16 protein-coding genes are annotated in these 21,577 nt (G+C 57.0%); 10 read left to right on the top strand and 6 right to left on the bottom strand.

The features are described 5' to 3' along the window. Nucleotides 1-42 precede the first annotated feature (42 nt). Nucleotides 43-2,220 (bottom strand): bifunctional alpha,alpha-trehalose-phosphate synthase (UDP-forming)/trehalose-phosphatase, encoded by a 2,178-nt coding sequence (locus tag IEX74_RS18420; RefSeq protein ID WP_188815502.1) that lies wholly within the window; start codon nucleotides 2,218-2,220, stop codon nucleotides 43-45. 626 nt (nucleotides 2,221-2,846) lie between these two features. Between IEX74_RS18420 and IEX74_RS18425 the strand changes: the two genes are divergently transcribed. Continuing rightward, the gene (locus IEX74_RS18425) at nucleotides 2,847-4,607 is read left to right on the top strand and encodes an FG-GAP-like repeat-containing protein (protein ID WP_188815503.1); all 1,761 of its coding nucleotides are present in this window, start codon (nucleotides 2,847-2,849) and stop codon (nucleotides 4,605-4,607) included. Between the two features lie 69 nt (nucleotides 4,608-4,676). On the opposite strand, the gene IEX74_RS18430 is transcribed toward IEX74_RS18425, so the two are convergent. From IEX74_RS18430 to recQ, 3 genes are all read right to left on the bottom strand, one after another. After that, the gene (locus tag IEX74_RS18430) at nucleotides 4,677-5,396 is read right to left on the bottom strand and encodes a pirin family protein (RefSeq protein WP_188815504.1); all 720 of its coding nucleotides are present in this window, start codon (nucleotides 5,394-5,396) and stop codon (nucleotides 4,677-4,679) included. 182 nt (nucleotides 5,397-5,578) lie between these two features. After that, on the bottom strand, nucleotides 5,579-6,382 hold the full coding sequence (locus IEX74_RS18435; RefSeq protein ID WP_188815505.1) for a LexA family transcriptional regulator: 804 nt from the start codon (nucleotides 6,380-6,382) through the stop codon (nucleotides 5,579-5,581). A gap of 216 nt (nucleotides 6,383-6,598) precedes the next feature. Beyond that, the gene (recQ, locus tag IEX74_RS18440; protein WP_188815506.1) at nucleotides 6,599-8,836 is read right to left on the bottom strand and encodes a DNA helicase RecQ; all 2,238 of its coding nucleotides are present in this window, start codon (nucleotides 8,834-8,836) and stop codon (nucleotides 6,599-6,601) included. 157 nt (nucleotides 8,837-8,993) lie between these two features. Here recQ and IEX74_RS18445 point away from each other — a divergent pair, with 157 nt between their 5' ends. Both IEX74_RS18445 and IEX74_RS18450 read left to right on the top strand, forming a co-directional pair. Further along, nucleotides 8,994-9,341 carry a four-helix bundle copper-binding protein gene (locus IEX74_RS18445; protein WP_188815507.1) on the top strand — a complete coding sequence of 116 codons (348 nt, stop codon included), beginning with the start codon at nucleotides 8,994-8,996 and terminating at the stop codon, nucleotides 9,339-9,341. A gap of 12 nt (nucleotides 9,342-9,353) precedes the next feature. Further along, complete coding sequence (locus tag IEX74_RS18450; RefSeq protein ID WP_188815508.1) at nucleotides 9,354-9,608, top strand: hypothetical protein; 255 nt, start codon at nucleotides 9,354-9,356, stop codon at nucleotides 9,606-9,608. 141 nt (nucleotides 9,609-9,749) lie between these two features. On the opposite strand, the gene IEX74_RS18460 is transcribed toward IEX74_RS18450, so the two are convergent. Further along, nucleotides 9,750-10,949: a THUMP domain-containing class I SAM-dependent RNA methyltransferase gene (locus IEX74_RS18460; RefSeq protein WP_188815509.1), complete on the bottom strand. Its 1,200-nt coding sequence runs from the start codon at nucleotides 10,947-10,949 to the stop codon at nucleotides 9,750-9,752. 234 nt (nucleotides 10,950-11,183) lie between these two features. Here IEX74_RS18460 and IEX74_RS18465 point away from each other — a divergent pair, with 234 nt between their 5' ends. The 6 genes from IEX74_RS18465 (at nucleotide 11,184) to IEX74_RS18490 (ending at nucleotide 19,696) form a co-directional block, all read left to right on the top strand. Beyond that, nucleotides 11,184-11,846: an aquaporin gene (locus tag IEX74_RS18465; RefSeq protein WP_188815510.1), complete on the top strand. Its 663-nt coding sequence runs from the start codon at nucleotides 11,184-11,186 to the stop codon at nucleotides 11,844-11,846. 151 nt (nucleotides 11,847-11,997) lie between these two features. Next, nucleotides 11,998-13,401, top strand: a complete 1,404-nt coding sequence (locus IEX74_RS18470) for a sugar MFS transporter (protein ID WP_188815511.1) — start codon at nucleotides 11,998-12,000, stop codon at nucleotides 13,399-13,401. A gap of 113 nt (nucleotides 13,402-13,514) precedes the next feature. Next, the gene (gene murB / locus IEX74_RS18475) at nucleotides 13,515-14,549 is read left to right on the top strand and encodes a UDP-N-acetylmuramate dehydrogenase (RefSeq protein WP_188815512.1); all 1,035 of its coding nucleotides are present in this window, start codon (nucleotides 13,515-13,517) and stop codon (nucleotides 14,547-14,549) included. Between the two features lie 287 nt (nucleotides 14,550-14,836). Then, on the top strand, nucleotides 14,837-16,885 hold the full coding sequence (locus tag IEX74_RS18480; RefSeq protein WP_188815513.1) for a HelD family protein: 2,049 nt from the start codon (nucleotides 14,837-14,839) through the stop codon (nucleotides 16,883-16,885). A gap of 273 nt (nucleotides 16,886-17,158) precedes the next feature. Continuing rightward, nucleotides 17,159-18,466, top strand: coding sequence for an APC family permease (locus tag IEX74_RS18485; RefSeq protein ID WP_188815514.1), 1,308 nt, complete (start codon nucleotides 17,159-17,161; stop codon nucleotides 18,464-18,466). Between the two features lie 60 nt (nucleotides 18,467-18,526). Continuing rightward, a complete protein-coding gene (locus IEX74_RS18490) occupies nucleotides 18,527-19,696 on the top strand; it encodes an LLM class flavin-dependent oxidoreductase (protein WP_188815515.1) in 1,170 nt (389 codons plus the stop codon). 358 nt (nucleotides 19,697-20,054) lie between these two features. Here the strand turns inward: IEX74_RS18490 and IEX74_RS23390 are convergent, their stop codons facing one another. Next, the gene (locus IEX74_RS23390) at nucleotides 20,055-20,183 is read right to left on the bottom strand and encodes a hypothetical protein (RefSeq protein ID WP_262892046.1); all 129 of its coding nucleotides are present in this window, start codon (nucleotides 20,181-20,183) and stop codon (nucleotides 20,055-20,057) included. A 384-nt stretch (nucleotides 20,184-20,567) separates the two neighbouring features. Between IEX74_RS23390 and IEX74_RS18495 the strand changes: the two genes are divergently transcribed. Further along, a complete protein-coding gene (locus IEX74_RS18495; RefSeq protein ID WP_188815516.1) occupies nucleotides 20,568-21,563 on the top strand; it encodes an aldo/keto reductase in 996 nt (331 codons plus the stop codon). Nucleotides 21,564-21,577 lie beyond the last annotated feature (14 nt).

Below are 21,577 nucleotides of genomic sequence, written 5' to 3' on the forward strand. Positions count from 1 at the left end.
TTGTTCTTAGTCACCATTTCACCACCTCTCCATTTCACCACTTTACAACAGCGCCCGCAGCGTGCGGCGTACTTCGTTGGTATTGTTGATATTGTAGCGCGCCAACGAGCGGCCGGTGCCGCCTACTTTCACGGTGAAGGCTTCTTCTGGCATGGCGCGGAAGGTGTCCTCGTCGGTGCGGTCGTCGCCGAGGGCCAGGATGAACGTGGCATCGGGGTAGTTGGTGAGCCAGCGGGCGGCAGCTAGCCCTTTGTTGACGCCGGCGCTTTTCACTTCCACCACCTTGTTGCCTTCCATCACCTGAAGGTCGTTGTTGGTAGCCATGAAGTTGAGGTGGCTGGTAAGCTCGCGGGCGCGCACGGCCGCCAGCTCAGCGTCGGCGCGGCGGTAGTGCCACACCAGCGAGTAGTCCTTTTCCTCGATAAACGAGCCCGCCGTCCGGCTGACGTGCATATCCAGGATCGGACGAATCTCCAGCTTCCAGTCGTTGCGCAAGCCCTGCGCCATCGACCATTCATCACCTTCTGCCTTAAACCAGACGCCATGCTCGGCAATGAAGTCGAGCGGCAGATGACCGAGCCATTCCTGCAACGTGTTCCGGTCGCGGCCGCTGATGATGACGACGCGGTTGCGCTTATCGGCGCTCAGGGCGCGCAACAGCTGCAACAAATCCTCATCGGGGCGGGCTTTTTGCGGGTTCTTGTTGAAGGGAGCCAGAGTGCCGTCGTAGTCCAGGAACAGCAGGCGCTGCTCGGCACTCTTATACTGCTCAATCATTTGCTGCAACACGTCCGCGTCGAGCTTGGTCGTGGCCAGGGTTTGCTGCTTGATCTTGCTGTACGCCAACCGATCCATGAAGAGCTGCACCCAATGGTGCACGTTGTACTGCTTCACCAGCGCCTGCATGTTGGCCATGCGGTGCCGTTGCTCCTGCTCGGGCATGATCAGCGCCTCGTGCATGGCCTCGGCTACCTGGTGCATGTCGCTGGGGTTGATGATGATAGCGTCGGAAAGCTCACGGGCGGCACCGGCCCGCTCGCTCAGGATGAGTACACCCGGCTGGTCACCTTTGCAGGCAATAAACTCTTTGGCTACCAGGTTCATACCGTCGCGCATGGGCGTTACGAGCGCCACTTCGGCCAGTCGGTACAAACCCGCCAGGTCTTCAATCGGGAAGGAGCGGTAGAAGTACTGCACGGGGTTCCAGGAAAGCGTACGGTAGGTACTGGTGATGCGCCCTACCAGCTCATCGATTTCCTCTTTCAGCTCCTTGTACTGTTCCACCTGGTCGCGCGAGGGTACCACCAACATAAACAGCGTCACCTGCTCGCGCCACTCCGGGTACTGCTGAAGCATCAGCTCGTAGGCCAGCAGGCGCTGTGCAATGCCTTTGGTATAATCGAGACGGTCGATAGACAAAATCACGCGCACGTCGCCGAGTGCTTCGCGGTACGTTTGCTCGCTCTTCAAAGCTGGCTCTGAGGCAGCTAGCTCGGCGTATTTCTCATAATCAATGCCCATCGGGAAGGCATCAACCAGCACGCTCCGTTGGCCGGCCTCCACCATGCCGTTCTGGCTTGGGTAGCCTAGCAGTTGCGACACGGCGCTCAGGAAGTGGCGCATGTAGCCGTAGGTGTGAAAGCCAATGAGGTCGGCACCTAGCATTCCTTCCAGGAGTTGCTCGCGCCACGGCATGGCCCGGATGATTTCCTGCGACGGAAACGGGATATGCAAGAAGAATCCAATGCTGCTATCCGGGCGAGCCTTGCGCAGCATCTGCGGCAAAAGCAACAGCTGGTAGTCGTGCACCCAGATGGTGTCGTCGGGGCCAGCTTCGCGCAGCACGGCCTCGCAGAATTTCTCGTTTACGGCCACGTACACCTCCCATTGGTGCTGGTCGAAAACGGCGTATTGGCTGAAATAGTGGAAAGTAGGCCACAGCGTTTCGTTGCTGAAGCCCTCGTAAAAATCACGGATTTCCGCGTCCGTCAGGAAGACGGGGCTCATGCTGTCCTCGTGAAGCTGCCCGATTACGTGCTGCTGCTCGTCGGGGTCTTCGACTACCAGGCCGGGCCACCCGATCCACACGTTGCCATCGGCACGGTAGATGGACCCAAGGCCGGTTGCCAGACCGCCTTCGCTGGGAGTGAATTCGAGGCCGTTATCGGTACGGTGTGCTTTGGTAGGCAGGCGGTTGGAAACAATAATCGTTCGGGACATAAGTACGGCTGTTCGTTTGCAATCATCCTGCATACGGTAGAAACAGCCTTTTTGCCGAAAGAATTTGCAGTTAGGCTATGCGAAAGGGTGCAAGCTGAACTAAGCGGGAACCTCTAATTTCTTTTCCCGTGCCTTATAACACCACTGACCTAGGTATGCACTGACAGCAAAGTGAGATAGTAGTTGGTTTATAGCTATAGTTGAGCTTGGTAGGTAAGGAGACTTAATTATTTAATTTTGTTGATAATTTATTGTATATATCTGATTAACGAAATGCGATTTTTTTAACAAAAAAATTATTTTGTACTTAATTCTTAAAAGAATTGCAGCTTTTGTAGGTCATGAAGTGTCTTTCTTAATGGATTATTGCCGAGTAGCTGTGCTATTTGTTCTGGTAATAGATAAAAACTGCTGCTCAGGCCAAAAGAAGAAATTTTAGCAATATCTAAGGATTAAATAAAACATATTTACGCATAAAAGCGTACATTCAGCTTGTTCTACGGAGTGTCTGGTTCGAGTTTTGAAGAAGGCGCGTTTTTGTATCGACCCAACTGCTACAGCCCACCCATAGGCAGGAGTTCCGGAGCATCTTTCACTAGCCTCCGAGTTCCTGTTTTTCAGTGTTTATGATGTTACCCTCTACGCTTTCATACGAGCCGACCCTGGCTCGCGGGTTTTCCCGTATCCTAGGTTTCACAAGCTTGTTTCTGCTGATCGGTGCGGCACAGGCCCAAACGCCTACGGTTACCAGCATTTCGCCTGCTCGCAATACCTACAGCGTGCCGCGCAATAAAACGGTAGAGGTGAATTTCAGCCAGTCACTCTATCTGGAAGATGCTAACAGCCAAATATTAAAGATTTTTAGTGCGCAAACTGGCTATGTAAAAACAGGTGCCATCGGCACGAGCAACAACACGGTTAAGTTTGTGCCGGGTGCTGGATTCCGGCCGGGTGAAACCATATCGGCTACTATCACTACGGCCGCGCGGAGTAGTAGCGGACAAAAGCTGGCCAAGCCTCTGGTTTTTCAGTTCACCACGGCTACCAGCCCCAGCAAAGGTGTTTTTGGCGGCGATGCTGATCCTGGAATTGGGAACAATGCAACCAGCGCGACCCTAGGTGATGTGGATGGCGACGGCGACCTGGATATGCTGGTGGCTAACTACAACAATGAGGGCACGGTGAGTGTGCAGCTGAACAATGGAAAAGGCACGTTCAGCAGCAAAGGCCACGAGGTGAGAGTAGGAGCAGGGCCGTACCAGGTCGTGCTAGGCGACGTGGACGGCGACGGCGACCTGGACCTGCTCACGCCGAACGCCAACACCGCCGTGAGCACCGTAAGCGTGCGCCTGAACGACGGCAAAGGCAATTTCGGCGGAACGCAGGAAGTGCCCACGGGTGAAAATCCGCACGCTTTAGCACTGGGCGACATCGATGGCGACGGCGACCTGGATCTGCTGGCGGCCAACTACGTGGACAGCAAGAGCAACTTCGTGACCAGCACCGTGAGCGTGCGCTTAAACGATGGAACAGGTAAGTTCAGCGCTGTAGGCCAAGAGGTTACGGTGGGCACGCGCCCCATCAGCATCGCCCTTGGTGATATCGACAACGACGGCGACCTGGATTTTGTGACGGCTAACTCCAACACCGTGACTTCCAGCGTGCGCCTGAACGATGGGCTAGGTTCCTTTAGTGGCAGCCAGGAGGTGGTAGTCGGCACCAACCCGCACTCGGTGGTGCTGGGTGATATCGACGGCGACGGCGACCTGGATCTGGTGACAGGCGACCTTAACTCCAGTACTGCCAGCTTGCGCCTGAACAATGGGCAGGGTACTTTCAGCGGCGACAAAGTGGTGGACATCACCTCCGGCGCGCGTAGCGTAGCCCTGAACGATATCGACGGCGACGGTGACCTCGACCTGCTGGCTCCTAACTATACCGCCAACACCGTGAGCGTGCGCCTGAACAACGGCGCGGGTGCTTTCTCGGGCAAACAGGAGGTGAGCATCGGTGCGGGCTCCTACAGCATCGCCCTCGGCGACCTCGACAATGATGGCGACCTGGACTTGGTGACGGTGAATAACACGAGCAACACGGTCAGCGTGCGCTTCAATGAATCGGAGACTAAAAAGCTGGAGGAGGAAATCAGCGTTTTCCCGAATCCCGCGCACCTGAAAGCGCAACTCCAGTTTCCGCCGCGCTTTGCCGAGCAGTTGGTGCAGGTAAGAATTGTTGATATGGTCGGCCGCACCATGTCCGATCAGCAGGTAACGACGCAGCAGATAGCCACGCAGCCGCTGATGCTTCATAACCTGGCTACCGGCGTGTACCACCTCCGCCTCGACACGAGCGAAGGCAGCATCGTGAAGCGCTTAATAGTCGAATAAAGCTACTTCCAATAAACCAGAAAGCCGGTCAGAGGACCGGCTTTCTGGTTTAAGCCTAGGTGCTGACTGTTAGTAGTTTGCCTCACTAGCGGGCAGGTCGATAAGGATGAATTGCGCGTCTTTGGCTGCACGAATCTCAATTACGTGCTCATCGATTAGGCGGGCCTGATCGTTGATACCTAGCTCGGTGCCATTCACGAAAATGTTGCCTTCCTTCACGTAGATAAAGGTGTTGCGAATCGGGAAAGTCTGAAACAAAAGCTCCTTATCGGCGCTCAGATTGGCCCAGTACACGGCGCTGTTGGAGTTCATGTACACTACGTCTTCCAGCACTTTCTGCCCCGTCACCAGCGGTATTAGCTCGTTCTTAGTGCTCAGAAAATCAATGTCTTTCTGCTCGTAGCTAGGGCTGAGGCCCTTCTGGTTAGAGATAAACCAAAGCTGGTAGATGTGCAGGGGCGCATCAGTGCGATTGAATTCGGAGTGGGCAATGCCGGTGCCAGCCGTCATGCGCTGCACTTCGCCTTTCTTAATAACGGTTTTGTTGCCCATCGTATCCTCGTGGGTCACCTCGCCATCCAGCACCAGCGTCACGATTTCCATCTCGGAGTGCGGGTGTTGCGGAAAGCCCGACTGCGGGGCAATGCTGTCGTCGTTGAACACGCGCAACGGACCGAAGTGCATGTTATCCGGGTCGTAATAGTCAGCGAAGCTGAATAGGAAGTAGCTGCTGAGCCACTGCACGGGCGCTGCATGATGGCGGTCGGTAGCTGGGATGTACTTGAGCATAAGGGTCTTAGTTGAGGTTTAAGGGAGGAACCCTAGGTTTGCATACGCGACTGAACCAAGGGAAGTTAAGTAAAGCCCGCGACCTAGGCTGCTGTTTACGACTTTATGCGCAAAAGAAAAGCCGGGCCGGAAAACAGTTTCCTGCTTTCCGGCCCGGCTTTGTAGCAATGGCGCTTATGTTCTTACGCTTTCTTCAGGGTCGTCATCTGCTTTTGCAGATCCAACACAATGCTAGCCAAGCGGTTCAGCGAAAGGTCGGCGATGGGGAAGGTGCTGCTGATGTAGGCCTTCGCTTCCCAGATTTCGACGACATCCTGCACGTCAATCTCGTAGGGCGAGTACACGGGGTTGTCGGAGTGCAGGCTGAGGGTGGCGGCGTTCTTGAGGCGGTTGTATACACGCTTGAACACGATGCCTTCCTTGGCGCTCACCACGATGCAGGGCGTGCCGTCCTTCAACGTCAGCCAGTCATCCACGTAGCGCCCCACGATAACCGTACCCGAAGCAATCGGCAGCATCGAGTCGCCGGAGATTTCGAAGGCGCGGTACGTACCACCCGAACCTAGCATCGGCAGGCGGAACTTCGGCAGCTCCTCGATGAACTCGGGGTCGGCGTAGCCGTTGAGGTAGCCGGCGCTGGCCTTCAGCGGCACCAGCTCAATATTCTCGTTCTGTTCCTTATCGACGGTGAGGGCCAGCACGCGCAGGTTGCCAGCGGGGCGCGGCGGCTCCGGCGTAGTGTTCACGGGCTCCAGGTGGCGAATAGCGGTCTTGGCTTTGCCCTTCTTGCTGAAGTCCGTCGTAACCAGCGCATCCAGTGTAATACCGAACAAGCGGGCCATGTTGACGAGCGTCGTTAGCTTGGGCTCAGCGCGGCCTTCTTCGTAAGCGCCTACCAGTGAGCGTTTAATACCTAGCTTCTCAGCCATTTGGGCCTGCGTCAGGCTTAGCTCACGCCGCCAGTATTTAAGGTTAGTGTTGATCATCGCGCAAAGAGCCGGGGAAAGGCTTCTAATTCAAGAACATATCGGCTCGTGAATTTAGTAACATCTTTGCGTTATTACTAATTCAATTAGCTTAAAGTTTTGCTAAATTTTTTATTGAGTTGCTAATAACCTAGCTCAATAAGGTTCAACAGGAAACGAGTTTGTCATTCCGGGCAGCAGGAGGAATGACAAACTCGTTTCCCGAACAATATTATATTACTCACCGCGCAGCTTCTTTTGATAATGCAGCGCCAGACGCAGCTTGAAATAGTCGTATTTCTCGCGCAGGTGGTCGAATAAGTCGCGCAGCAGGGGCGAGCCACCTAGCTGCCCGATAGCCGTCTGGATTTCGGCAAACTCATCCATGGTTAGAAACTCTTCCAATCGGATGGGGAAGCCCTTGGCGTAGAGCGTTTCGATGTGGGCACGAATGGTGCCGGGGCTGAGGTTGCGGCGCTCGGCAATGGCCTCTACGCTCAAGCCCACGCGGTGCAGTTGCAAGGTCGTTTCGTGGGTGTCGCCTACGTCCTTCTTGCGCGGTGCTTTCGGGGCGGGTGCTTCTTCAATGTCTTCTGGCTCATCGGCTTCGGTATCCGCGGGGTTGGGCGCGCCGCCGTAGGCTAGGATTTCCTTGATGAACACGTCGCCGTAGTTTTCGAATTTCTTCATGCCCACGCCCGAAATGGCAAGCATGGCCACGCGCGAAACGGGACGCTCGGCGGCCATTTCCTGCAAGGTGGTATCGGTGAAGATGACGTACGGCGGCACGTTTTGCTCATCAGCAATGCGCTTGCGGAGCTGACGCAACTTCTCGAACAAGGCAGCTGTGGCATCGACAGGTTTAGCAGCTTGCGCAGCCGCGGCGGCTTTCTTGCTGGCGCGGGTTGGCTTTTCAGCTTTCTCGGCAGGCTGGAATTTCTTCATAGCCAGGGTGCGCTGGCCTTGTAGCACTTCCCGACCTAGGTCGGTGATTTTCAACGCATAGCCTTCCTCGTAGGCAATGTAGAGCAGGCCATCGTTGAGCATCTGGTGGATGTAGCTGTACCAATCCAGGTAGGGCAAGTCGGCACCGGCACCGTAGGTTTTGATCTGGTCGTAGCCAGCGGTGAGCACGGCCTGGTTGCGCATGCCACGCAGCACGTCGATGAGCAGGCCGATGCTGGCCCGCTCGCGCGTGCGCACTACTGCCGATAAAGCTTTCTGCGCGAGCAGCGTGCCATCAAACGTAGTAGGCGGGTTGCGGCAAATGTCGCAGTTGCCGCAGTCCTGGGGCAGCGTCTCGCCGAAGTAGTTGAGCAAAATCTTACGGCGGCAGCTGGCAGCTTCCGCAAACTGCTGCATGCGCTCCAGCTTGGTGAGGTTGAGCTGCGTGAGGCTAGGGTTGTCCTTGGTGAGCATGTCGCGCAGGCTCATCACGTCGGCGAAGCTGTAGAATAGCAGCGCCGTAGCCGGGGCGCCGTCGCGGCCGGCGCGGCCAATTTCCTGGTAATAACCCTCGATGTTCTTGGGCAGGTTGTAGTGAATAACCCAGCGCACGTTGCTCTTGTCGATGCCCATGCCGAAGGCGATGGTCGCCACAATCACCTGCAAGTCGTCTTTCAGGAAGGCCTCCTGCACCGAGCCGCGCTGGTTGGGCGTCATGCCCGCGTGGTAGTGGCCGGCGCGAATGCCCTTGGCTTTCAGCTTCTCAGCCATTGTTTCGCACTGCTTGCGCGAGAGGCAATACACGATGCCGGCTTCGTTGGGGTGGCGCTCCACAAACTCCACGATGCTGCCCACGCGGTCCTGGCCGGGGCGCACGATGAGGTTCAGATTGGGCCGGTCGAAGCTGGAAAGGAACACCCTAGGTTCGTTCAGGCGCAGCTGCTGCTGAATGTCGCGCTGGGTGAGGCGGTCGGCGGTGGCGGTGAGGGCAATGATAGGCACCTGCGGAAACTGCTCCCGCAGCAGCTTCAGCTGCGTGTATTCGGGCCGGAAATCGTGCCCCCACGACGAGATGCAGTGCGCCTCATCAATGGCAAACATGCTGATGCGCAAGCGGCGCAGAAACTGCAAGAAGCCTTCCGAAAGCAGCTTTTCGGGACTCACGTAGAGCAGCTTCAGGTAGCCGTTGAGGCAATCGGAGGCAATACTATTCTGCTCGCCCTGGCTGACGCTGCTGTTGATGTATTCGGCCGATACACCGTTGGCTTTCAGTGCTTCTACCTGATCTTTCATCAGGGCAATCAGCGGCGAAACGACTACGCACACGCCTTCTTGCACAATAGCAGGCACCTGAAAACACACTGATTTGCCGCCGCCGGTAGGCATGAGCACTACCGTGTCGCGCCCACCTAGGATGGACTCGATGATATCGGCCTGCATGGGCCGGAAAGAGTCGTAACCGTAGTATTGTTTCAGGACGCGGCGAGCCGAGTCGAGGGTAGGGGCTAGGGGTTCGGGCGCAAATAACATTCGGTAAAAATACGGCGATTAGCGGGGACTTCCAGTGATGAATAAACTATAAGAGCGCACAAATCGTGCACATCTTTTTCCCAATACTGCACCACCTAGCCCTCGTTCAAGGGCGTATAACCAAGAAGTTGTTACTAATTCTTAAATCCACTTTCTCATGAGTGAACCGAATGCGTTTACCCCTCAAAACCCTAATGCCCAAGCCATATTAGAGGCATTAAATCGGTGCATCAATGCCTGCGAAAATTGCATTTCGGGCTGTCTGAGCGAAGAACACGCCCAGATGATGGTTCGCTGCATTGCCTATTCCCGCGACTGCGCGGACTACTGTCGGCTCACGGCCGCATTTATTGCGCGCCGCTCGGAGCATGCGCCGCATGTCATCAGAGAGTGCATCGAAATCTGCCAGAAATGCTACCTAGAATGCTCGCAGCATCAGGATGACCACTGCAAGGAGTGCGCGGCAGCGTGCCAAGCGTGCGTAGAGGCCTGCCGGACGTATTAGGCTGCCTCTCCTTTGGTAGCATTCGGAGCGCCGATGGTAACGGCACCAGTTGGGGCAGCGGCAACCAAGAGGGTAGGAACTGCCGTTCTTACCGAACCAGACACTGCGCCCGAAACCGACCCGGAGCTGTGGCGCTGGACGGAAGATCTGCTCGACCACATGCGCACGGCGCGCCCTTACCTGGCTCCCGAGCTGACCCTAGGCGAACTGGCGGCCCAACTGCGTACCAATACCTCGCGGCTGTCGCGGACGAAATTTTGCTCCTAGGCGCTGCCCCCGCAACTCGCGCCACAAGGCTTGCTCCGCTTCAGTGGTTTCTTTGCGGTTGGTGCGGGCATGTTCTTTCCAAGTATCCCAGCTTTTCGCGCCGGTTGTAAAGACGTATTCCTGTGCTCCGCCGAGTGTTACTTAACTGGGATTCTCTTTAGATACAACTCCTTTGCGCGTGCCGTGGTACAGCTCATACTTCAGCAGGCGGCATTCAATCGGTCCGTTGTAGAGCGGGATGCGGCGCGAGGTCTTCAGGCCGATGCGCTTGGCTGCTTCCAGGTTGCCGGTGAAAACATACGCGTCGTAGCCTTGAAAACCGCTTTTCAATGTGTCGCCGATAGTTTTATAAAGCGCCGCCATTTCTGCTTCCTCCCCGATTCGTTCGCCATAAGGCGGGTTCATAATGACGATGCCGGGCTCCTCTTTGGCGGGCGCTTTGGCATCTTTCACGTCGCGGACGGAGAGGCGGATGAAATCTTCTAGGTCGGCGGCGGCCACGTTCTGGCGGGCCAGGTTGATGAACTCGCCCGAAATGTCGGAGCCACCTAGGTAGGCTTGCGGCTCTTCCAACCTAGCCTGACGCGCATCGAGCCGCACCGAATCCCAGAGCGCTCGGTCGAAATCGGGCCAGTTTTCAAAGCCAAATTTGCCTTGGTGATACAAACCCGGTGCAATGCGCTGTGCAATAAGCGCCGCCTCGGTGAGCAGCGTGCCGGAGCCGCACATTGGGTCAATGAGGGTTTTGCGACCGTCCCAACCCGTAAGCAGGAGCAGACCGGCGGCCAGCACCTCGTTGAGCGGTGCCACGTTGGTGCCCTGACGGTAGCCGCGCCGGTGCAGCGAGTCGCCGGCCGCGTCGAGGCTCAGGGTCACTTCGTTTTCCAGCATGTGCAGGTGCAGCCGAACGTCGGGGTTCTTCACATCCACACTCGGGCGCTGGCCGGTGCGGTCACGGAACTGATCCACAATGGCATCCTTGGTGAGCTGGGCCACAAACAGCGAGTGCTCGAAGCTCGACTTATTCACCACGGCCGTGATGGCAAAAGTCTGGTCGGGCCCGATAAAGTCCTGCCAATTAATACGGCTTACTTCGCGGTAAAGCGCCTTTTCGTCGCGGGCGTAGAAGCCGGCGAAGGGCTTCAGAATACGCATGGCCGTGCGACACCACAGCACTGCTTCATAGAGCAGCTGCTTATTGCCGCTGAACTCGACGGCCCGCTGCCCCACCCGGTCGATGGTGGCGCCCAGCTGCCGCAGCTCCTCCGCCAGCACCTCTTCGAGGCCAAATTGAGTGGTGGCAGTCATGTAAAACGAAGCGGAGCGGCGGTTGTCAGCCATGTGCGTAGGCGGTAAAATGAATAAGCAGGTCGCAAAGGTCGGGAAAGAAGCGCGTCGAACCGCACCCGACGACCTTCGGTCCCTCGGAGTCCCTCACGACTGCTGGCCTGCGATTTCAACAAAACTCCTTATTTGCAGCAGCATAAGCTCGGAAACCTGGCTTTCGGGCGGAGGCAACAGGGCTTTTGCTTGCCTGATCATTCTGCCAATCTTTATTCTGTTCAGCAAGGATATATGAGAAAATATGTCGCGGAGGCGCTGGGTACGTTTGCCATTATATTTTGCGGAACAGGGGCTATCATCATCAACCAGGAAAGCCACGGTGCCATCACGCACGTGGGCATTGCCATCACCTTCGGCCTGATCGTCACGTCCATGATCTACGCGCTGGGTACAATTTCAGGGGCGCACTTCAACCCGGCCGTGTCGATTGCTTTTGCCGTGGCGCGGAAGTTTCCGGCCGGGCAGCTGCTGCCGTACATCGGTAGCCAGCTGGTGGGTGCCCTGATTGCCAGTGCCACGATACGCTATCTGTTTCCGGCCAACGAACTGCTGGGTGCAACGCTGCCGGCGGGCTCCGAAGCGCAATCCTTCGTGCTGGAATTCATCCTGACGTATCTGCTGGTGCTGGTCATCATGAACGTGGCGCACGGCTCGAAGGAGCAGGGCTTGTTTGCGGGGCTGGCAATCGGGGCGGTGGTGCTTCTGGAAGCCATGTTTGCCGGGCCGATCTGCGGCGCTTCCATGAACCCGGCGCGCTCTTTTTCGCCGGCTGTAGTGTCGGGCCACCTGGAGCATCTGTGGCTCTATTTGGTGGCGCCTACAGTCGGGGCAATGGGTGCTATTTTTACGTGGCAGTATCTCACCAGGTGCGTGCCCGCGCCCGACGTTGCCTGAAGGTAGCCTTCCAAGCTAGGTTCAGGCCTGGGCCTAGGTTCTCGGGCAAGCTGCCCGAATGCTCCGGCTTATTTCCCGCGGCATTTTCCGGAAAACTCCGTAGCATTGCTTAGCTGGCCCCGTAGTCGGCTTCTCCTATCATTCTGCCAGCATGGCCGTTCCTACTTCTTCCTCTTCTGCCACCACGGCCACCCCCGCTACCACGCGCAGCTACGTGCTGCCCATGGCGGCCATGACGTCCTTGTTCTTCCTCTTCGGAGCCGTCACGAACTTCAACGGGGTGCTGATGCCCTACCTCAAAGATGTGTGCCAGCTGACTGATTTTCAGTCTTCTCTGGTTCCGTTTGCTTTTTTTATCGCCTATTTTCTGATGTCGTTGCCGGCGGGCTGGGTTATCCGGCAGCTAGGTTATCAGCGCGGTATTGTGGTGGGGTTGCTGGTGATGGCAGCGGGCGCGCTGCTCTTTATTCCGGCGGCCAACTCGCGCACGTTTGTGCTGTTTCTGATCGGCCTGGGAGTGCTGGGGGCCGGCGTGACGCTGTTGCAAGTCGCGGCCAATCCGTACGTTTCGGTGCTCGGGCCAGCGCGGCGCGCGGCTAGTCGGGTGAGTATTGTGGGGGTGGCCAACAACCTAGGTGGCACCTTGTCGCCGCTGATTGGCGGATTATTGCTCTTCGGTAGTGCGGCGGCGCTGCAAACGCGTCTGGCGGCGCTTTCCGCCGAGCAGCGCCTCACCGAAGAAGCCGCTTTGGTGAAATCGCCCTACCTAGGTCTGGCTATTTTTCTGGTGCTGTTAGGTGGGGTTTTCTGGCTTCTGCGCCTGCCCGAAATCGAGAGTATTCCGGTTGATGAAACCGAAGAAGCCGTTCCTGCCGCCCTGGCCGGCCGCCGTTCCGCCCTCGATTTTCGGCATCTGGTGCTCGGCATTGGGGCAATATTCCTGTACGTGGGCGTGGAAGTGGGCCTGGGTGATTTCCTGATTCGCTACGGAGAAGCCCAGAATATCACCCAATTAAGCGGCTTCACGCAGACCTTGGTGCGCGGGCTGAACGCCGTTACGAACTACGGCTTGCTGCTCATCGGGCAAACGCCTCTGCCGGTTAACACGGCTGGCGGCTTCACCAAAGCAATCGGGGCCATTCTCGTGTCGTCTTACTGGTTCGGCTCCATGATTGGCCGCATCGTGGGCATTCCGCTGCTGCGCCGCTTCGACGACCGGCGCATGCTGATAGGCGTTTGCGCGGCGGGCACGGCCCTGGTGCTGGCGTCGGTGCTGACGCATGGCGAGTCGGCCTTGTGGCTGGTGGTGCTCTGCGGCCTGTGCAATTCTATTATGTGGCCCGTTATTTTCCCGCTGGCAATCAAGGGCCTAGGTGTCTTTACCAAGCAAGGTTCCTCGTACCTAATCATGGCCATCGTGGGCGGGGCCATCATTCCGCTGCTGATGGGCTGGGTGGCTACCAACGGCGGCGGCTTGCGCGTGGCGTTCATTCTGCCGGCGCTGTGCTATGCGTATCTGTTGTACTACGCGGTGAGCGGCTACCGGGTGCGGTAAGCATGTAGCGCGAAGCTCTGCTTCGCGTATCGTTGCTGATGTTGGCTACAAACAACGTCCATTGTTCAACGATAAGCGAAGCAGAGCTTCGCGCTACGGCTTACCTTTGCGTCATGTCTACCGCACCCGGCCTCGAATCCAACGTTTCCCTTCGTCCTTATAACACCTTCGGCATTGACGCCAAAGCGCGCCTTTTTGCCCGCTTCACCAGCGTCGATGAGCTGCGGACTTTGCTGGCCCTGCCCGAAGTGCAGCAAGCCGAAAAGCTCATCCTGGGTGGTGGTAGCAACCTGCTCTTTACCAAGGATTTTGATGGCGTTGTACTAAAAAACGAGATTCGGGAGCTGGAAGTAATCGGACACGATGATGCCAGCAACACGGCGCTGGTGCGCGCCGGAGCGGGCGAGTCGTGGCACGCGCTGGTGGAGTACACGCTCCGCCAGGACCTGAGCGGTGTCGAAAACCTGTCCCTGATACCCGGCACAGTAGGCGCGGCCCCGCTCCAGAACATCGGCGCCTACGGGGCGGAGCTGCAAGACACTTTCGACCACCTCGAAGCCGTGGAAATCAGCACGGGGCACCTGCGCACGTTCACGCGGGTTGAGTGCGGATTTGGCTACCGCGAAAGTGTGTTTAAAGGCCCACTCAAAAACCAGTACATCGTGACGGCCGTGGTGCTGCGCCTGCGCCGGCAGCACCAGCTTAATGTCAGCTACGGCGCCATCCGCACCACCCTGGAGGAGATGGGTTTGGAGGGCGACCCCACGCCCGCCAACGTGAGCGAGGCCGTGATGCGTATCCGGCGCAGCAAGCTGCCTGACCCGGCCGAAATCGGCAACGCTGGCAGCTTCTTCAAAAACCCCGAACTCTCCCAGGCCAAGTACGACGCTCTGAAAGCCGAGTACCCCGACCTGCCCGGCTACCCCGTACCCGGCGGCGTGAAGGTGCCTGCGGCCTGGCTGATCGAGCAAAGCGGCTGGAAAGGCCACCGGCGCGGTGCCCACGGCGTCCACGACCGGCAGGCGCTGGTGCTGGTAAACCACGGCGGCGCGCAAGGTGCCGACATCCAGAACCTAGCTCAGGAAATCATTGCTTCCGTCCGCGAGAAGTTCGGCGTGGAGCTGCACCCCGAGGTGAACATTATGTAGAGCAAGGGCTGCCCAGGCGCCGAGGTAGCGTTACGCAGAAGCCACTAAGCTTTGCCCGATGGCTGGCTGCTAAGCGCTTATCAACCTAGGTATCATTCCCCTACGGATTGTGCTGATTGCCACCAAGAAGCAAGGGCTGGCTTGACACGATTTTCAACGATTCATGAGCCCGGCCGCTGGCGTACAGCTAGGTTGTCGCTCGTTCATGCGCCTGCCGAAAGAAGCAAAACGCTTCTGCAGCCCGTAATTTGGTGCCACCTTTGGGGTCCATTTCTCAAGCGCAGCACGTGATAAACGCAACCGAACAAGAAGAGCGAGCCTACCTGGAAGAGGTTAAGGAGAAACTGACGCTGGCCATCAAACGGGTTGATGACGCCGTCAGGCAGTTTTCCGACGAGCTCCGGCAGAAAAAGGAGTACATCCACGAGCACCAATCCGGCATGGACGAAGCCGATATGGTCGCGGCCGGCCAGTCGATCAACCGTATGGCCTTCACGGGCGAAGCGGCCGTGGCCCGAAAACGCAAACTCTTCAAGCTGGCACAGTCCCCGTATTTCGGCCGCATCGACTTCGTCACTCCAAATCAGGTCAGCACGCCCGTGTACATCGGCGTGCACTCTTTCCTAGACGAAGGACAGCGCCGGAACCTGATCTATGATTGGCGCGCTCCTATCTCCTCCCTGTTCTACGATTTCGAGCTGGGCGAAGCCTCCTACAGCACCCCGTCGGGCAACGTTCGGGGCCGCATTGAGCTGAAACGGCAGTACAAGATCCGCGATGGTCGTCTGGAGTTCCTGCTCGACAGCGACGTGAACATTCACGACGACGTGCTGCAACGCGAGCTTGCGAAGTCTTCCGACGACAAGATGAAGAACATTGTCGCCACCATCCAACGCGACCAGAATGCCGTGATCCGCAACGAGGATGCTTCGGTGATGGTCATTCAGGGCGTGGCCGGCTCGGGCAAAACCTCAATTGCTCTGCACCGCATTGCGTTCCTGCTCTACCGCTTCCGGGAGACTATCGCGGCTAAAGATGTTCTGATTATTTCGCCCAACAAAGTCTTCGCCGACTACATCTCGAACGTCTTGCCCGAGCTAGGGGAAGAGCACATTCCCGAGCTAGGTATGGAGGAGTTGGCCGCCGACTTGCTCGGCAATCCCTACACGTTCCAGACCTTCTTCGAGCAGGTGTCCGCGTTGCTGGAAAAGCCAGACCTAGGTTTTATCGAGCGCATCCAGTTCAAATCCTCGTTTGAGTTCTTGAGCAAGCTGAACCAGTATCTGCTGCATGTTGAGAATAATTACTTCGCTGTCAAGGAGTTGCGGGTCGGACGCACCGTTGTGCCGGTTGCCCTTCTTCAACAGAAGTTCCGGACCTACCACCGGGTGCCGCTTCTGAAACGCTTCGCATTGGTAGCTAATGACGTAAGAGCCTACGTGCGGGACGCTGCCGGTCGCAAGCTGACCGGGCAGGAGAAAGCCACAATCGGGGAAGCCATTCCGCGTATGTTCCGGTTTAATAATGCACTGGACTTTTACCGGGATTTTTACCGCTGGATCGGCCGGCCCGAGCTGCTGAAGCTCGACCACCGCCTGCACCTAGAGTACGCGGACGTATTTGCCTTGCTTTACCTGCGGCTGCGGCTGGAAGGTCTCACCACCTACGAGCAGGTTAAGCACCTGCTCGTAGACGAGATGCAGGATTACACCCCGGTGCAGTACGCCGTCTTGTCGCGCCTGTTTTCGTGCCGAAAGACGATTCTGGGCGACGTTAACCAGACGGTGAACCCCTACAGCGCTTCCTCGGCCGAAACTATCGAGCGCGTCTTCCCGCAGGCCGATGTAGTCAAGCTCTACCGCAGCTACCGCTCGACCGTCGAGATTACAGGTTTCGCCCAGCGCATCACCCCCAACCCTGACATCATCCCGCTGGAACGGCACGGGCGGGAGCCCGCCATCGTACGGTGCAATAATAAAGACGAGGAGTTAGGAGCAATCCAGCAGCTGCTCACGGCCTTCAACAGCTCCGGCTATCATTCCCTGGGCATCATCTGCAAAACCCAGCGGCAAGCTGATGCTATGTATCAGGCGCTTCAGGCACCCGGTGTGCAGCTGCTCACGGCCGAGTCCACGACCTTCAAGGAAGGGGTCGTCATTACGACGGCTCATTTGGCAAAGGGGCTGGAATTCGACGAGGTGTTGGTGCCCTTTGCTTCCGCCCGAAATTACCAAACGGAAGTCGACAAGCGGATGCTGTATGTTGCCTGCACCCGCGCCATGCACCAGCTCACCCTGACGTATGCAGGTGAGCTGACGTCCTTCCTGGTGGCCTGAAGTGTGTTGGCTCTCACCTTCTAAGTGGCATATTTAGTCAGTCAGGCATTGAAGCACACAACGCAGGTTTTTGCGGGAGTAATAAATAAGCCCAACGCTTTCCAGCTAGCTTTGCCGAAAGGTGGATGCAACCGCCACTTATTTTACCACTGCCATTCTCTCATGCTGCTCGCAGAGTTGATAGAAAAACGCTGTTGTTGCTGTGCAACTACCTAGCCTACTGAAGCCAGCTACCGGCCGCCTGCTTTTTTTATCCGCTTTTCCTTCGTTTGCATGACTTCTACTTCCAGAGGCGCGTCGCAACCCAACTTGGTGCGCGGTATTCGGCGCTGGGATTTTGTAGCGCTTATCATCAATATCACCATTGGCGCCGGTATTTTGGGGCTGCCGGCCAAAATCTACGCGCTGGTCGGCGACTATAGCCTGGTGGCATACGTAGTCAGCGCAGCCATTGTGGCGCTCATTATCCTGTGCTTTGCCGAGGTCAGCAGCCGGTTTAGCGAGGCCGGCGGGCCTTACTTGTACGCGCGCGAAGCGTTTGGGCCGCTCGTAGGGTTTGAAGTAGGCTGGCTGCTCTGGATTTCGCGCCTGGCTAGCTTTGCCGCCCTCTGCAACCTGTTTGTCGATTATGCCGCCTACTTCTGGCCGGCAGTGGGCGCAGGCACCGGCCGCACCATCCTGATGACGGGGCTGATTGTTAGCCTCACGCTCCTGAACTGGGTGGGCGTTCGTACGGCTTCGCTGGTAAATAATTTGTTTACCATCAGCAAGTTGCTGCTGTTAGTATTGTTCGTGGCAGTAGGCTTGTTTTTCGTGAACTGGAAAGTCTTCTCCTTTGCCACGCTGCCAACGTACCCTAGCTTTTCCGGCGCCGTTTTGCTGCTCATCTTTACCTTCTCTGGGTTTGACGTAGCTGCTATTCCGGCCGCTGAGATTCAGCAGCCGCAGCGCAACGTGCCTTTTGCGTTGTTCACGGCTATTGCCACGGTGGCGGTGCTGTTCTTGCTGGTGCAGGTGGTGTGCATCGGCACGCTCCCGAACCTAGGTGCTTCCGAGCGCCCGCTAGCCAGTGCCTCGCAGCAATTTTTAGGGGCAGGCGGCGCAGCCGTCGTGTCTGCCGCTGCCATGCTGACGGCCCTGGGCACCCTCAATGCGCTCATGCTGACGGGACCTAGGTTGCTGTTTGCCCTGGCCGAGCAGAAGCAGATTCCGGCCATTTTCGGTGCCACGCACCCACGTTTTCGCACGCCCTACGTGGCCTTGCTGGTGTCGGCAGTGTTGAAGCTAGCTTTGGCAATTTCAGGCACGTTTATCTACGCTCTCACGCTCTCTACCATCATTCGCCTCACCTATTTTGCGCTTACCTGCGCGGCCCTGCCGGTGCTGCGCCGCCGCTTTCCGACTCAACCCGCACCCTTTCAGGTGGTAGGCGGCACCGTAATAGCGGCCGGATGCGTAGGTCTGTGTTTGTGGCTTTTGCTGAGCAGCACCGGCACCGAAGCCCGCGATGTGGCCCTGATGGCGGTTGTCGGGCTCGGGGTGTATTTCGTAGCCAATCAACGAAAGCCCGCCCGACTGTGACCTAGCTTTCAGCTCTTTACGAGCCGCTTCAAACGTTGTATTCCTGTTTCTTTCTGAGTGATGTCTCTTTCTTCTCCAATTTCATCTGTTGCCATTCGCACGCCGCAACGGGTGGCGGAAATCTCCTGGTTTGATGACCTGTGCGGCGGCGACACCCAGTATCTGAGCGTGCTTGATGGAGCGTACCGCAGCTCATGGGCGCACTGTCGGGACATTACGCTCTCGGCGGAGCGGCTAGGTTACTCCAATATTCTGCTGCCGACTTCCTACACGGTGGGGCAGGATGTAATGACGTTTGCCGCCGGCATTGCGCCCCAAACGTCGCGTATCAACCTGCTCACGGCCATCCGCACCGGCGAAATTCATCCGCCTATGCTGGCCCGTGCTCTCGCTTCGCTCGACCATATGCTGGAAGGTCGGCTTACCATTAACATCATCAACTCCGATTTGCCAGGCCTGCGCGAAGTGCCCGAGCTGCGTTACCAACGTTGCGCCGAAACCATCGAGATTCTGCGCCAGGCCTGGACGCAGGAGCGCATCGTGCACAAAGGCGAGCTATACCAGTTCGACATGCCGTCGGACCCGGCCAAGCCGTATCAGCAGAATGGTGGTCCGCTGCTGTACTTCGGTGGCACGTCGGAAGGCGCACGGGAGGTGTGCGCCCAGTACTGCGACATGTTCCTGATGTGGCCCGAAACCGAGGAAATGCTCTACGAGACGATGCAGGACCTGAGTGCCCGCGCCGCCCGCCACGGCCGCCAGATTGATTTCGGTCTGCGAATCCACGTCATCGTGCGCGAAACCGAGTCGGAAGCCCGTGCCTACGCCCGCAAGCTCATGTCGAAGTTTGACCCGGTAAAAGGTGCCGAAATCAAGAGCCGGGCGCAGGATTCGTGGTCGTTGGGCGTGCACCGGCAGAACCAGTTGCGCGAATATGCTGATAATGAAGGCTTCGTGGAGCCGCTGCTCTGGACCGACATCGGGAAGGCGCGCTCCGGCGCGGGTGGCGCCCTGGTCGGCACACCCGACCAGATCGTGGAGAAGCTCAACCGCTACATGGACATGGGCTTCCGCGCCTTCATCTTCTCGGGCTACCCATTGCTCGATGAGGCCGACTACTTCGCCCGCTACGTGCTGCCGCGTCTACCCAACGTCTCGATGCCGCAGGTGCAGGGCCGCATTCCGCACGCAACGCCCGTGACGCCGCTCACTACGGCGCCGCTGCGATAACAGCCTGCGTTTCATCCCGAAACGAAATCCGTTTTTTAAAACCAAAAGCCAGCTTTTCGCCTCCAGTGCATCCGGCGAAAGGCTGGCTTTCTGAGTTCGAACAAGATTTTGCCAGCCGAAAACAAACAATACTGGTGGAGAAGGCGAAAACTACCTGTATTAATATTAGTTAATATAAATATAGGCACGCATTTTGAAAGAGGGTATTTCAAGGCACTTCTCCAGGTGCCGTGGTATGGTAAGTAAAAGCCTCGGTTCTTTGGCCGGGGCTTTTCTGCGTACAGCCTAGCCGTCCAGTTCGTCAGAGCTGGGGCAGATAAGACGTCAAAATTGGCAGGGCTGTTTGCCCGCAATAAGCCTAACGGACGCGACTAGGGGTAGGCTCCTGGGTGCGGGTGCGAGGATCGTGCTCCACGGTATTAGTTACGGGTTTTTCTTCGCTGGTGCGCGTGGTAGTGCAGGCTTGCACAGCAAGTGTAGTGAGCAAAGAGAGGAAAAGTAGACATTTGGACATAAAGAACTAAGAGAGGTAAAGTGAAACAGTGCTTGCACGCCCTCACCTTTCGTGCCACCTTGTGAGGCTATGAAGATATTTTGCATTTTAGCAATAAAAATTGGTGTGGCTGGTAAAGGCTAAGGAAATCACTGTTTCTTATAGATAATTATCATTATACTACAATAAATATAGGTGCGTATGATGTGTTCATGTGTAGCTCGAAAAGAAGGGATGAAGCGTCTGGGTTGTTGACTTATTCAGAAAATAAGTACCTGCGTTTTGTGTAGTAAAAGCCTCGGTTTGTATAAGTCATGGTTTGGATGGTAGCTGGACCTTTGTAGTGAAGATTATTCACGCTAAATCTTATCTGACTCGATGAGCACAATCAAAAAAGTAGCATTAGGCAGCCAAGGCTTGGAAGTGCCCGTCGAAGGGCTAGGCTGCATGGGTATGACCCAAGGTATTGCCGGCATGAGCGTATATGGGGAAGCCGACGAGGTGGAAAGCGTGGCTACCATTCACCGAGCGCTGGAGCTAGGTGTTAATCTGTTGGATACGGCTGATTTGTACGGCCCGGCCGTCAACGAACGGCTGATCGGCAGAGCCATTGCCGGACGTCGGCAGGATGTTATTCTGGCCACGAAGTTTGGTTTTGAAGTAGATGACAACGAGACGTTTACCGGTAAGCTGAACGGCCGACCCGACTACGCCCGCAAGTGCATCGAACGCTCGTTGCGCAACCTAGGTACCGACTACGTGGACCTCTACTACCTGCACCGCGTCGACCCGAATACGCCCATCGAAGACTCGATAGGGGAGATGAGCCGGTTCGTGGAGGAAGGTAAAGTGCGCTACCTGGGCGTTTCGGAAGTCTCGCCCGATATCCTGCGCCGGGCCCACCAAGTGCACCCGATTACGGCTTTGCAAACTGAGTATTCCTTATTTGACCGGGGCGTGGAAGAAACTGGCTCCCTGCACACGGCGCGGGAGCTAGGTATTGGGTTTGTGGGCTACTCGCCACTAGGTCGCGGCTTTCTGTCGGGCGAAATCAAAACCCCGGACGACTTCGAGCCCAACGACTCCCGCCGCTTTTTCCCGCGCTACCAGGGCGAGAACTTCTACAAAAACCTAGCTTTGGTGGAGAAGCTGCAAGCGATGGCTCAGGACAAAGGCGTGACCGCCGCGCAGCTGGCGCTGGCCTGGGTGCTGGCTCAGAATGTGGTAACAATTCCCGGAACTAAGCGCCGCAAGTACCTGGAAGCCAATGTAGCAGCAGCTAGTATTACCCTAAGTTCGGCGGAGCTCACCGAGCTGGAAGCTATTATGCCGGTGGGCAGCGCCGCAGGTGCGGCTTATCCGGCTGGCTTTTAGCTGGTTTCCAGCCC

Origin of the sequence: Hymenobacter cavernae (assembly GCF_014641455.1) — a bacterium.
GTDB classification, from domain to species: Bacteria; Bacteroidota; Bacteroidia; order Cytophagales; family Hymenobacteraceae; genus Hymenobacter; species Hymenobacter cavernae.

Bases quoted from the DNA above. Each gene is read 5' to 3' on its own strand.
- IEX74_RS18420 (WP_188815502.1), bottom strand. From the start codon at position 2,220: ATGTCCCGAACGATTATTGTTTCCAACCGCCTGCCTACCAAAGCACAC.
- IEX74_RS18425 (WP_188815503.1), top strand. From the start codon at position 2,847: ATGATGTTACCCTCTACGCTTTCATACGAGCCGACCCTGGCTCGCGGG.
- IEX74_RS18430 (WP_188815504.1), bottom strand. From the start codon at position 5,396: ATGCTCAAGTACATCCCAGCTACCGACCGCCATCATGCAGCGCCCGTG.
- IEX74_RS18435 (WP_188815505.1), bottom strand. From the start codon at position 6,382: ATGATCAACACTAACCTTAAATACTGGCGGCGTGAGCTAAGCCTGACG.
- recQ (WP_188815506.1), bottom strand. From the start codon at position 8,836: ATGTTATTTGCGCCCGAACCCCTAGCCCCTACCCTCGACTCGGCTCGC.
- IEX74_RS18445 (WP_188815507.1), top strand. From the start codon at position 8,994: ATGAGTGAACCGAATGCGTTTACCCCTCAAAACCCTAATGCCCAAGCC.
- IEX74_RS18460 (WP_188815509.1), bottom strand. From the start codon at position 10,949: ATGGCTGACAACCGCCGCTCCGCTTCGTTTTACATGACTGCCACCACT.
- IEX74_RS18465 (WP_188815510.1), top strand. From the start codon at position 11,184: ATGAGAAAATATGTCGCGGAGGCGCTGGGTACGTTTGCCATTATATTT.
- IEX74_RS18470 (WP_188815511.1), top strand. From the start codon at position 11,998: ATGGCCGTTCCTACTTCTTCCTCTTCTGCCACCACGGCCACCCCCGCT.
- murB (WP_188815512.1), top strand. From the start codon at position 13,515: ATGTCTACCGCACCCGGCCTCGAATCCAACGTTTCCCTTCGTCCTTAT.
- IEX74_RS18485 (WP_188815514.1), top strand. From the start codon at position 17,159: ATGACTTCTACTTCCAGAGGCGCGTCGCAACCCAACTTGGTGCGCGGT.
- IEX74_RS18490 (WP_188815515.1), top strand. From the start codon at position 18,527: ATGTCTCTTTCTTCTCCAATTTCATCTGTTGCCATTCGCACGCCGCAA.
- IEX74_RS18495 (WP_188815516.1), top strand. From the start codon at position 20,568: ATGAGCACAATCAAAAAAGTAGCATTAGGCAGCCAAGGCTTGGAAGTG.